The sequence below is a fragment of the Speluncibacter jeojiensis genome (assembly GCF_029589495.1).
Lineage (GTDB): Bacteria > Actinomycetota > Actinomycetes > Mycobacteriales > Mycobacteriaceae > Speluncibacter > Speluncibacter jeojiensis.
Genome location: NZ_JAAIVF010000003.1, coordinates 83,802 through 95,977 on the forward strand (window position 1 = coordinate 83,802; position 12,176 = coordinate 95,977).

Consider the following 12,176-nt stretch of genomic DNA (forward strand, 5'->3'; position numbering starts at 1 on the left):
GAGACCGTCCTATCTCGTCAACTGTGTCAACCTCAGTGTTCCTGGCTGCGTCAACCATGTCAACGGCTGTGGTTACGGCCTCACCGGCATCCGGCGCCGCAGTTGTCCTGTTCGACGAAATCGGCGTTCTGTCACTCGCACTTGCGAGGTGGAGATGTCTGCGCGTAGCCGGCCGAGTCCAGTCGACACTCGCGCCGGGGTAGGGGTGAGCAGACAGTGGGTTCGTATCACTCGTTCGCTCGATGCTCACGGTGCCCGGGTCTGCGTGCTGGTGCGCAGTGCCGAGAACGGTCATGGCCACAATCGGGTTCGAGTCCAGGATCGGTCTACCGCGTCGTAGCGGATGCGCTGGTGTCGCCGGGTGGGGTCGCCTTGCCAGAACTCGACTCGCTCGGGCCGTACGGCGTACGACACCCACTCATCGGGTACTCCGTTCGGCGACGAGTCCAGCTCGGACCGTGCCTGGTCCAACGCCGCGTCGAGTTCCGCCGGGTCGAGGAACGGCTGGCTCTGGCGTCTGGTCAGTGCCATTGCTTTCGAACCGGTGGGCCGAGCGAGGAAGTCCGCCCCGGTCACCTCCGCCGGATCCGCTACCACCGGGCCGCTGATGCGGACCTGGCGAACAAGCTCGGGCCAGTAGAACGTCAACGCCGCAACCGGGCGGGCTGCCAGGTCCCGGCCCTTCTGACTGTCCGCGTTGACCCCGAAGTGCCAGCCCGACGCGTCGACATCCTTCAGGATCAGTACCCGAGCTGACGGCCGCCCGTCGTTGTCTACGGTCGACAGCGTCATCGTGTGCGGCTCAACGGCGTTCGATCGGATCGCCAGCAGGAGCCAGTCGACGAACAGCTCGACCGGATTGTCCGGTGTAGCCAACGGGTCGAACGGTGGGCCGGCGCCGTTCAACACCGGAAGCCCACGCAACATCGAACGCATACCGCCCGCGGGTACCGCTTGGCTCAGCATCGCGACCTCCCCAGGTTTACTGTCGTCGCTCTGGTTGGTGTTCCTGCGTAAACGTGACCTTCCAGGCCCGGCATTCGTGAGAGTGACTCTGCCGCAATCAGGGCGGCAGAGTCAGACCCTCGACGAAGCACGCGCCGCGAGAGGGACTGTCTGCCGAATAGCCGCGAATGAGCGCAGCGATTGAATGACCCGCATTTCAGGCTTGGTCGGTCCACACCAATCGGCCTTCCTCGACGGACGGTGTCCAGTCGGTCATGAACGGTGTGCCGTTGGTGATGGAGTCGGCGAGGTCGGTGACCATGTGGGCGAGTGATGCCCAGTACGGGGCGAGGATGTCGGCGTCCTCGCGCCGATGCTCGCTGATGCAGCCGTGTCGTGGTCCGGGCCGGGTGTCGCAGAACAGGATGTAGGCGTCGCGTTCGGCGATCGGAAAGTATTGCGGCAGAAACGTTCCGGTGCTCTCGCCTGCCTGGGCGCCCTCATAGGTTGCGGGATCGTCGAACTCGCCCCAGATCGCCGAGGTTTCCCGGCGTAGCTGATCGGCGGCGGCGATCGAGAGAACGTCGTGCTGGGGCAGCAGCTGTGTCCATTCCTGCAGGCCGTCGTGCAGGGCATAGAACTCGGCGAGTTGGTGCGGCCAGTTCAGTCCTGAGCCGTCGCGTATCCCGTCCAAGAGTTGCGGGGACACGGGCGGAGCGATGGACGTCAGCGTTGTGTGGGCACCACAAGCGCTCAACGCATCGACCAGTTGCTGCCATGCGGCTGCGAGCGGCAGCCGCGCCGCATCGGGCTTTTGATTTGCGTGCCGCGTTCTGTCCGAGTGTCGGCGGGGCTGGATCGAGTACAGATCACGGATGCGCACGTTGTCGCCATCGGCGATCAGCGTCAGTTCGCGCGGGGCTTCGGCTCGTTCGATTTCGATGTGGCAGGCGACGTCGTCTCGGGTGCGGTCGCGACCACGTGCATAGACGCGGACGTGGTGCAGGCCTGTGGTTACCGCGTCCAGTTCGGGGACACCCTCGATGACCTCGCCGTGAACCTGGACGAGTTGCACGGGCGCGTCCAGCCAGACAGAGGCCTCCTCGACCGTTTCCCACTGATCGACGGTCGTTGCAGGTGCCGCGCCATCGGCGAGAACCTGAATCGACAGGTCCGTGGGCCCGAACGTCAGCCCGGTACAGATGATGACCTGCCGGCCGCAGACGGCGAGGATCTTGCCCTCCGCCAACCATTGCGGATCGAAGCGGTCACCGAGTTGGATCCGTGGGAAATACAGATCACGCGTGTGGACTGTGCGGTGCACCGGCTTCCTTTCGAGATCCACGACCCGTCAGGCCTTGGTGTCGAACGTGCCCGGCACCTTCAGCGCCGCGGCGATCGCCGCGATCAGGTCGGTGTCGGTGCGACCGCCGGTCTGCGGCCATCCGGCGAACGCCGCCGGGTCCTGCCCGGTCAGCTGCGTCAGCACCACCGCCAGCGCGTCGACGAGCGTGCGGTTGCCGAGTTGGGGCCAGCCCCTGCCGTTCGGCCCGAGCAGCTGCACCCAGATGTCCTGAAGTTGTTGCGCCTGTGCGGGGGTCACGTCGTCTCCTGACGGGGTGAGTAGTTGCTGGAGCTGTGCGGCGGTGCCACGGAAGGCGTCGGCGTCGACGGTCTGCCCGGCGACCTGGGCGGCATCGGTGAACTGCAGCACGACCGGTGTGGCGCCGCCGTAGGCGAACCAGTTGCCCGACTGGTCACCCGGATACAGGTCGCTGGCGTAGCCGGTGCCGGACACGTAGTCCGACGCGACCAGCCCCGGCACCGCGGACAGGTCGGGGGAGCCGATCTGCTGCCAATACCAGTGCGGGATGTACGACAACGCGACGTGCCCGCCCGCAGCGGTGATCGCGTTCAGGACGGCCCAGAAGTTCGCGATGTCGCCGGAGTTCGCCTCGAAGTCGAGCATCACCGGGATCGACGTGTCGCCCAGATGGCTGACCAGGTTGTTCGCCTGCGCGGCCGGATCGTCGCCGGTGACGTAGTGGTACCCGGCCAGGATCAGGCCGGCGGCGCGCGCGGCGTCCCGGAACCCAGGCCAGGTCGGGTTCACGTAGCCGCTGCCCTCGGACACCTTGACGAACACGAAGTCGAACCCCTCGGCCTTGACCTCGGCGAGGTTCAGTCCCGCCTGGTAGCTGGAGATGTCGATGCCGTACAGGGTCACACGCCTCGCCGACCTTCCCGGGTCTTCGATTCCGTTCTGCCACATCGTGCGTGGCGCGGAGTATTCCACGCGCATCGCGTCGATCGGTTCCGCCGCGCGGTGTGCGCCGCGGAACCGCCGGTGAGATGGCAGCATCGCATGGGTGACCGACACCCCCGCCACGTCGCAACGCCTGCGCGACCTCGCCCTGCTGCGCAAGGTGCGCGACCGGATCGACCGCGACCACGCCCAGCCGCTGGACGTCGAGGCGCTCGCCCGCGGTGTGCACATGTCCGCCGGGCACCTGAGCCGGCAGTTCCGGCTGGCCTACGGCGAATCGCCGTACTCGTACCTGATGACGCGGCGGATCGAACGGGCGATGTCGCTGCTGCTGCGCGGCGACCTGAGCGTCACGGAGGTGTGCTTCGCGGTCGGCTTCTCCTCGCTGGGCACGTTCAGCACCCGGTTCACCGAACTGGTCGGCATGCCGCCGAGCGTCTACAAGCGCGAGGCCGCACACTCGACCGCCGGGATCCCGCCGTGCGTGGTCAAGCAGGTGACCAGACCGATCAGGAATCGAGAAGCGCCGAGCGCCGACGGTCCCTAGCGTTGTCGCCATGGACATCACCATTGCGAACGCCTTCCTCCCACACACCGACCGCGATGCGACGCTCGCCTTCTACCGCGACCTCCTCGGCTACGAGGTCCGCAAGGAGGTCGGCTACAACGACATGTACTGGATCACCGTCGGCCACCCGGACCAGCCCGGCGTCTCGCTGGTGCTGCACCCGCCGGCCGCGGACCCCGGCGTCACCGACGAGGAGCGCCGCGTGATCACCGAGATGATGGCCAAGGGCACCTACGCGATCCTGACCCTGGCCACCCCGGACCTGGACAAGACGTTCGCGCAGCTCGAGGCCGCCGGCGCCGACATCGTCCAGGAACCCATCGACCAGCCGTACGGCATCCGCGACTGCGCCGTGCGCGACCCTGCCGGAAACCTGCTGCGCATCAACGAGGAGCACTGACATGACCACCACCACGTCCACCGTGATCACCTCCGTCGTCCTCGACGCGGACGACCCGGCCGCCGGGCAGGCGTTCTACGCGGCGCTCGGGGTCGCCGACCGCATCTCCGTGCGCGCCGCCCAGGTGCCGTCGACGGGCTTTCGTGGGTACACGCTCTCGATCGTCGTCGCCCAGCCCAACGACGTCGACGCCTTCGTCGACACCGCCGTGTCCGCCGGCGCCACCGTCGTCACGCCGGTGAAAAAGTCTCTGTGGGGTTACGGCGGCGTCGTGCAGGCCCCCGACGGGGCGGTCTGGAAGGTCGCCAGTTCGTCGAAGAAGAACACCGGCCCGGCCACCGGGCGCATCGAGTCGCTGGTGTTGCTGCTCGGCGTCGACGATGTCAAGGCCACCAAGGCGTTCTACGTCGACCGCGGACTGTCCGTGGCGAAGAGCTTCGGCCGCAAGTATGTCGAGTTCACCGCACCGGAGTCGGCGGTCACGCTGGCTCTGCTCGGTCGCGCCGCGCTGGCCAAGGACGCCGGCACCGACCCCGCCGGCACGGGTTCGCACCGGATCACCATCGTCTCCGACGGCGGCTCGTTCACGGACCCCGACGGATTCGTCTGGGATGCCCTTGATTCAGCACCCCGAGAGCCGTAGAACTTGGGGAGCTGATCGTCAGCGGAAGCACTTCCTGGTCGCAAAGGAGTTGTCGCGGTGAGCAAACGGGTCGTGGTGTGGGGGACCGGCGTCGTCGGGAAGATGGTCATCGCCGAGATCGTGCGGAGCCAGGCGTTCGAACTGGCCGGCGTCGGGGTGAGCAACCCCGACAAGGTCGGCCGCGACGCCGGCGACATCTGCGGAATCGCGCCGACCGGGGTGATCGCCACCGACGACGTCGACGCGCTGATCGCGCTGCGGCCGGACGCGCTGGTGCACTTCGGCCCGACCGCGAAGTACGCCGACGCCAACATCGCGCTGATCACCGCCTTCCTGCGTGCGGGCATCGACGTCGCCTCGACCGCGATGACCCCGTGGGTGTGGCCGGCGATGCGGCAGATCCCCGCCGTGTGGACCGAGCCGATCGCCGCCGCGTGCGCGGAGGGCGGTGCGCGCTGCTTCACCACCGGCATCGACCCGGGCTTCGCGAACGACCTGTTCCCGTTGACGCTCATGGGTTTGTGCGGGGAGGTGACGTCGGTGCGCGCCTCGGAGCTGCTCGACTACACCGACTACGAGGGCGACTACGAGGACGAGATGGGCATCGGCCGCCCGCCCGAGTTCACCGCGCTGCTCGAGTATCCCGACATCCTGATCATGTCGTGGGGCGCGACCGTGCCGATGATCGCGCACGCGGCGGGCATCGAGCTCGACGACATCACCACGACGTGGGAGAAGTGGGTGACCCCGCAGGACCGCAAGAGTGTCAAGGGCGTCGTCAAGGCCGGCGAGGTCGCGGCGATCCGGTTCACCATCAACGGTATCTACCGCGGCCGCGAGGTCATCACCCTCGAACACGTCAACCGGATCGGCAGTGATGCCGCGCCCGAGTGGCCGTCGGGCACGCAGGACGATGTGTACCGCGTGGACATCGAGGGATCCCCGTCGATCAGCCAGGAAACCGCCTTCCGCTTCACCGACCGGTCGGGCCGGGCACCCGCGGTCGCCGGTTGCCTCGCCACCGGCATGCGGGCGCTGAACGCGGTGCCCGCCCTGGCCGACCTCCCACCCGGCTGGGTGACCGCGCTCGACCTGCCGCTGATCCCCGGGGTCGGCGCGATCCGCTGACCGCGCCGCCGCACACACCGATCCGAACGAAACGAGATGAGCATGCCCAGTACGACCGACGCCGCGCCGACCGGGCACGCCGCCGACAGTCACGAGAAGATCCGGGTGCACGGCGCGCGGGAGAACAACCTCAAGAACATCAGCGTGGAGCTGCCCAAGCGGCGCCTGACGGTGTTCACCGGCGTCTCGGGCTCCGGCAAGAGTTCGCTGGTGTTCGCGACGATCGCGGCCGAGTCCCAGCGGCTGATCAACGAGACCTACAGCGCGTTCGTGCAGGGGTTCATGCCGACACTCGCCCGGCCCGACGTCGACTATCTCGACGGGCTGACCACGGCGATCATCGTCGACCAGGAACGGATGGGCGCGAACCCGCGCTCGACCGTCGGCACCGCCACCGACGCGAACGCGATGCTGCGGATCCTGTTCAGCCGCATCGGCGACCCGCACATCGGCTCGCCGAACGCCTTCTCGTTCAACATGCCGTCGGTGTCGGCAACCGGTGCGATCACCGTCGAACGCGGCAACAGGACGGTCAAGGAGAAGGCGACGTTCAACCGGCTCGGCGGTATGTGCCCGCGCTGTGAGGGCATGGGCTCGGTCTCCGACTTCGACCTGACCGCGCTCTACGACGCGAGCAAGTCGCTCAACGAGGGTGCGCTGACCATTCCCGGCTACAGCATGGACGGCTGGTACGGCCGGATCTACCGCGGCAGCGGCTTCTTCGACCCGGACAAACCGATCGCGAAGTTCACCAAGAAGCAACTGCACGACCTGCTGTACAAGGAACCCACCAAGATCAAGGTCGACGGCATCAACCTGACCTATGAGGGGCTGATCCCGAAGATCCAGAAGTCGATGCTGTCCAAGGACATCGACGCGCTGCAGCCGCACATCCGTGCGTTCGTCGAGCGCGCGGTCGCGTTCTCGGTCTGCCCCGAGTGCGACGGCACCCGCCTCGCCGCCCCGGCACTGTCGTCGAAGATCAACGGCAAGAACATCGCCGACCTGTGCTCGATGCAGATCACCGACCTGGCGCAATGGGTGCGTGGGCTGAATGAGCCTTCGGTGACAGGAGGACGGGTCGCCCTGGAAACGGTGGCGCCGCTGCTCAAGGGACTGCAGCATTTGCTGGACTCGTTCGACCAGATCGGCCTCGGCTATCTGTCGCTGGACCGGCCCGCCGGCACGTTGTCCGGGGGAGAGGCGCAGCGCACCAAGATGATCCGCCACCTCGGGTCGTCGCTCACCGACGTCACCTACGTGTTCGACGAGCCGACGATCGGCCTGCATCCGCACGACATCGCGCGGATGAACGATCTGCTGCTGCAACTGCGCGACAAGGGCAACACCGTCCTGGTCGTCGAGCACAAGCCCGAGGCGATCGCGATCGCCGACCACGTCGTCGACCTCGGCCCGCACGCGGGGACCGACGGCGGCGAGGTGATGTTCGAGGGCACCGTCGAGGGCCTGCGCGCGAGCGGCACCCTGACCGGCAAGCACCTCGACGACCGCGCCGCGGTGAAATCCGAGGTGCGCGCGCCGACGGGAGAGTTGGCGGTGCGCGGGGCGGACACACACAACCTGCGCGGCGTCGACGTCGACATCCCGCTGGGCGTGCTGGTCGTGGTCACCGGGGTCGCGGGCTCGGGCAAGAGTTCGCTGATCCACGGGTCGGTGTCGGGCCGCGACGGCGTGGTGTCGATCGACCAGGGCGCGATCAAGGGGTCCCGGCGCAGCAACCCGGCCACCTACACCGGACTGCTCGACCCGATCCGCAAGGCGTTCGCCAAGGCCAACGGCGTCAAGCCGGCCCTGTTCAGCTCCAACTCCGAGGGCGCCTGCCCCGTCTGCAACGGCGCCGGGGTCATCTACACGGACCTCGGCGTGATGGCGACGATGGAGTCGACGTGTGAGGAATGCGGCGGCAAACGGTTCCAGGCCGAGGTCCTCGAGTACACGCTCGGCGGGCGCAACATCAGCGAGGTGCTCGGCATGTCGGTGGCCGAGGCCGAGGAGTTCTTCTCGACCGGCGACGCGAAGATCGCCGCGGCACACAAGATCCTGCAGCGGCTCGCCGATGTCGGGCTCGGCTATCTACGCCTCGGCCAGCCGCTGACCACGCTGTCGGGCGGCGAGCGCCAGCGGCTCAAGCTCGCCACCGCAATGGCCGAGAAGGGCGAGATCTACGTGCTCGACGAGCCGACGACCGGCCTGCACCTGGCCGACGTCGAACAACTGCTCGGACTGCTCGACCGGCTCGTCGACGCCGGCAAGTCGGTGATCGTCATCGAGCACCACCAGGCGGTCATGGCGCACGCCGACTGGATCATCGACCTCGGCCCCGGCGCCGGCCACGACGGCGGCAGCGTCGTGTTCGAGGGGACGCCGCGGGCGCTGATCGACGACCGCAGCACGCTCACCGGCGAGCACCTGGCGAGGTACGTCGGCGCCGACCCCACCAGCGCGTAGCAGATTGCTACACTGGTGGGACAGTGGCGACTGCCGGAGGAGGAGTCATGACGAACGTTGCAGACAGGGTGACCCGGTTCTCCTCGGATCTCGTCGACGCGGCCGCCACTGAGGGGGAGCGCGAGAACCGCTCGGCCCGCCAGCAGCTCGAACACTGGGCCCGTGTCGGCCGCGAGGTGTCCAGCCAGCGCAAGGTGCCGCGCCGCCGCGTCGAGGCCGCCCTCGCCGGGCGCCTGCCGCTGCGCGAACTGTCCGACGAAGAGGGCGTCGTGTTCAACGCCGAGATCGCCGCCAAGCTCGAGGAATCGCTGGCCACCGGCAACCACGCCGCCGACCGCGCCGCACAGGGCCGCGCGACGATCTCGCTCGATGAGAAGGGCCGGGTTGTCAAGCACCTGCCGGACGGCACCCAGATCGTCCTGTGAGACGACTCGACCTCGTCGTCGGGCCGAACGGCGCCGGCAAATCCACCTTCATCGACCAACGCCTCGCGCCGCTGCTCCCCGGCAGCCTGTTCGTCAACGCCGACGTCATCGCCAAGGACCGCTGGCCGGACGCGCCCGAGGAACACTCCTACGAGGCCGCGCGCATCGCCGCGACCATCCGTGACGCGCTCATCGCGCAGGGGGAGTCGTTCATCGCCGAGACGGTGTTCTCGCACCCGTCGAAGCTCGGCCTCATCGACCGCGCCCACCGGGCGGGCTACGTGGTCGTGCTGCACGTGGTACTGGTGCCGGTCGAACTGTCGGTCGCGCGCGTCGCCGAACGCGTGATCGAAGGCGGGCACCGGGTGCCCGAGGACAAGATCCGCGGCCGCTTCGAGCGGTTGTGGCCGCTGGTCGCCGACGCGATCGCGCGTGTGGACCACGCCACCGTCTACGACAACACCGCACCCGACGTCACACGCATCGTCGCGCGATACGTCGACGGCGATCCGGTCGGCGCGGCCGAATGGCCCAGGTGGGCGCCGGCGGAGCTGGTCGGCTGACTCGCCGCCAACCCATTAAAACGTCACAGTGACGTATTGAGGTGGTGTGGCCGGAGGTCGAGAGCGGTAGTGGCCGTGTGGATTTCGCGCCGAAACGGTCGATTGACAACAAGATTGCCGGGGCGCAGATCTCAGGCGCCCAAGGGCCCGAGCGCCGTGTGAGTTGGAGGTGCCACAACGGACGTGCCAGACGCGCCGGCGACGCACACGACGTCACGTGTCGCACACCGGCGATCCGACGAACGACCGACGGCCGCGAATCACATTGACGCAGAGTCGACGCCGAACAACGTCAAACGAGACCCGCGCCAGCACATATCAAATGATCCGATAATCGACATTATGACATTACGGCCCGATATTGCCGGCGGACCGGCGCCTGAGCGCTCTACCCGAGTGCCGGCGCGCGGTGCTCGTACGCCCAACCTGGTCCGCGCAGCAGAAACGACCATCGGTCCCGCCAGGTGTCCGCGCCGGCGACGTCCCTTGCGATGGAGATCCATTCGGCGGCAAAGATCTTCAGCGGGTTGAACGTGCCGACGTTGCTGGTCAGTCCGTAGACCGGCCGGGCCATTTCGGGTTCGAAAGTGCCGAACAGCTTGTCCCAGACGATCAGGATGCTGCCGTGATTACGATCCAGGTACTCCCGGTTCACGCCGTGATGGGCGCGATGGTGCGACGGCGTGTTCAGCACCTTCTCCCACCACCCGAGCGTGCGGATCGCCTCGGTGTGGATCCAGAACTGATAGATCAGGTTGACGGCGCGTGCGTCGGCGATCATGGCGGGACGCACCCCCAGCACCGCGAGCAACGAGTACGGCACATACAGGGTGAGCGCCTCGACCCACGGCTGACGCAGTGCCGTCGACAGGTTGTACCGCTCACTGGAGTGATGCACCGAGTGCATAGCCCACATCCATCGGACCTCGTGGTCGAGGCGGTGATTCCAGTAGTAGATGAAATCCCATCCGAGGATTGCCACCGCACCCGCCGCCACCCCGGAACCGAGGTCGAGCGGTGTGCGCACGAACAGGCGCTCCCCGGCGGTGCGTGCGCCCCATTCGGTGGCGACGACCAATGCCGAGGTCGCCACCGCAGCCACCGCAGCGCCACGGCCGATCCGCGCGAGCACAGGTGGCAACGGCTGGAGATCCTCAGCCACAGCACAGTCGGCGCGAGCGGAAGCACCCCCGTCCACCACCCCGGCATCGGCGAGCTCGCCACGCCGGTGCCGTCGGACGACGTCGGCCGCCGTCGCGACGGCCCCCGTCCCGACGGCAACCGCCATCGCCGCCTTCGCATAGCGCCCGCGGCTGGCCAGCGGGCCGAGCAGCGCCTTCGTCACGAACGGCGCCGCGAGGCTGCCCAGCCCCATGGACAGGCTCGCCATGGTGTCCTTGAACTCGTAGTCGCCCGCACGTGAGCCCTCGGCGACCGGATGCCGACGCTGCCACCGGTATTCGGCGATCATCGCCCCGACGTACGCGGGGATGGCGACGACCGTCAGATCCACCTTCATCTGCCGACTCTTCCCATGCTGTTGATGTGAGGTGCACCACAGGATAGAACAGGTTCCAGTTAGAACGTGTTTCATTCTGGCCACCCTCTACCAGGAGCATGCATGCACACTCCGCTCTGTGACGACCTCGGGATCGAGTTCCCGATCTTCGCCTTCACCCACTGCCGCGACGTCGTGGTGGCAGTGAGCAAGGCGGGCGGCTTCGGGGTCCTCGGCGCAGTCGGCTTCACCCCCGAAGAGCTCGAGATCGAGCTGAACTGGATCGACGAGCACATCGGCGACCGCCCGTACGGCGTCGACATCGTCATCCCGAACAAGTACGAGGGCATGGACTCGGACATGTCCGGCGACGACCTGACGAAGATGCTGCAGTCGATGGTGCCGCAGCAGCACCTCGACTTCGCACACAAGATCCTCGCCGACCACGGCCTGCCCGCGGACGACCTCGACCAGAACGCGTTGCAATTGCTCGGCTGGACCGAGGCCACCGCGACCCCCCAGGTCGAGGTCGCGTTGCAGCACCCCAAGGTCACGCTCATCGCGAACGCGCTGGGCACGCCGCCTGCCGACATGATCGAGCACATCCATGCCGCCGGCCGCAAGGTCGCGGCGCTCTGCGGGTCGCCGTATCAGGCACGCAAGCACGCCGACGCGGGAGTCGACATCATCATCGCCCAGGGCGGCGAGGGCGGCGGACACTGCGGCGAGGTCGGCTCGATCGTGCTGTGGCCGCAGGTCGTCAAGGAGGTCGCGCCCGTCCCTGTGCTGGCCGCCGGCGGCATCGGTAGTGGCCAGCAGATCGCCGCGGCCCTCGCACTGGGCGCCCAAGGCGCCTGGTCCGGCTCGCAGTGGCTGATGGTCGAGGAGGCGCAGAACACCGCCGTGCAGCAGGACGCCTACGTCAAGGCGACCAGCCGCGACACCGTGCGCAGCCGCTCGTTCACCGGCAAGCCGTGCCGCATGCTGCGCAACGAGTGGACCGAGGCGTGGGCCCAGGAGGACAACCCGGATCCGCTCGGAATGCCGTTGCAATACATGGTGTCCGGCATGGCGGTCGCCGCGACCCACAAGTACCCGGACCAGAGCGTCGACGTCGCGTTCAACCCGGTCGGGCAGGTCGTCGGGCAGTTCACCAAGGTCGAGAAGACCGCTGCCGTGGTCGAGCGCTGGGTCCAGGAATATCTCGACGCCACAGGGACGCTCGAGCGTCTGAACGACGCCGCGTCGGTGTGACCGAATCGGTCTGATAC

12 protein-coding genes are annotated in these 12,176 nt (G+C 67.7%); 8 read left to right on the forward strand and 4 right to left on the reverse strand.

What is annotated here, in order from left to right:
- Positions 1-291 precede the first annotated feature (291 nt).
- The 3 genes from G4X40_RS11210 to G4X40_RS11220 form a co-directional block, all read right to left on the reverse strand.
- Entirely contained in the window at positions 292-966 is a 675-nt protein-coding gene (locus tag G4X40_RS11210) for a pyridoxine/pyridoxamine 5'-phosphate oxidase (RefSeq protein WP_277832541.1), read from the reverse strand.
- A gap of 196 nt (positions 967-1,162) precedes the next feature.
- Positions 1,163-2,290 carry an SMI1/KNR4 family protein gene (locus G4X40_RS11215; RefSeq protein WP_277832542.1) on the reverse strand — a complete coding sequence of 376 codons (1,128 nt, stop codon included), beginning with the start codon at positions 2,288-2,290 and terminating at the stop codon, positions 1,163-1,165.
- Between the two features lie 6 nt (positions 2,291-2,296).
- Positions 2,297-3,172, reverse strand: coding sequence for a glycoside hydrolase family 25 protein (locus tag G4X40_RS11220; RefSeq protein WP_277832543.1), 876 nt, complete (start codon positions 3,170-3,172; stop codon positions 2,297-2,299).
- A gap of 142 nt (positions 3,173-3,314) precedes the next feature.
- Between G4X40_RS11220 and G4X40_RS11225 the strand changes: the two genes are divergently transcribed.
- From G4X40_RS11225 to G4X40_RS11255, 7 genes are read left to right on the forward strand one after another with little or no spacing between them, the layout of a single operon-like run.
- Positions 3,315-3,758 (forward strand): helix-turn-helix transcriptional regulator, encoded by a 444-nt coding sequence (locus G4X40_RS11225; RefSeq protein ID WP_277832545.1) that lies wholly within the window; start codon positions 3,315-3,317, stop codon positions 3,756-3,758.
- A gap of 10 nt (positions 3,759-3,768) precedes the next feature.
- On the forward strand, positions 3,769-4,179 hold the full coding sequence (locus tag G4X40_RS11230) for a VOC family protein (protein WP_277832547.1): 411 nt from the start codon (positions 3,769-3,771) through the stop codon (positions 4,177-4,179).
- 1 nt (position 4,180) lies between these two features.
- The gene (locus G4X40_RS11235) at positions 4,181-4,822 is read left to right on the forward strand and encodes a VOC family protein (RefSeq protein ID WP_277832549.1); all 642 of its coding nucleotides are present in this window, start codon (positions 4,181-4,183) and stop codon (positions 4,820-4,822) included.
- A gap of 57 nt (positions 4,823-4,879) precedes the next feature.
- Complete coding sequence (locus G4X40_RS11240) at positions 4,880-5,950, forward strand: NAD(P)H-dependent amine dehydrogenase family protein (protein ID WP_277832551.1); 1,071 nt, start codon at positions 4,880-4,882, stop codon at positions 5,948-5,950.
- A gap of 42 nt (positions 5,951-5,992) precedes the next feature.
- The gene (locus G4X40_RS11245; RefSeq protein ID WP_277832553.1) at positions 5,993-8,419 is read left to right on the forward strand and encodes an excinuclease ABC subunit UvrA; all 2,427 of its coding nucleotides are present in this window, start codon (positions 5,993-5,995) and stop codon (positions 8,417-8,419) included.
- Positions 8,420-8,466: 47 nt separating this feature from the next.
- On the forward strand, positions 8,467-8,844 hold the full coding sequence (locus tag G4X40_RS11250) for a TA system antitoxin ParD family protein (protein ID WP_277832555.1): 378 nt from the start codon (positions 8,467-8,469) through the stop codon (positions 8,842-8,844).
- A complete protein-coding gene (locus G4X40_RS11255) occupies positions 8,841-9,407 on the forward strand; it encodes a zeta toxin family protein (RefSeq protein ID WP_277832557.1) in 567 nt (188 codons plus the stop codon). The genes G4X40_RS11250 and G4X40_RS11255 overlap by 4 nt, the downstream gene beginning before the upstream one ends.
- Positions 9,408-9,795: 388 nt before the next feature.
- Here the strand turns inward: G4X40_RS11255 and G4X40_RS11260 are convergent, their stop codons facing one another.
- The gene (locus G4X40_RS11260) at positions 9,796-10,926 is read right to left on the reverse strand and encodes a sterol desaturase family protein (RefSeq protein ID WP_277832558.1); all 1,131 of its coding nucleotides are present in this window, start codon (positions 10,924-10,926) and stop codon (positions 9,796-9,798) included.
- 102 nt (positions 10,927-11,028) lie between these two features.
- Here G4X40_RS11260 and G4X40_RS11265 point away from each other — a divergent pair, with 102 nt between their 5' ends.
- Positions 11,029-12,159, forward strand: a complete 1,131-nt coding sequence (locus G4X40_RS11265) for a nitronate monooxygenase (RefSeq protein ID WP_277832559.1) — start codon at positions 11,029-11,031, stop codon at positions 12,157-12,159.
- Positions 12,160-12,176 lie beyond the last annotated feature (17 nt).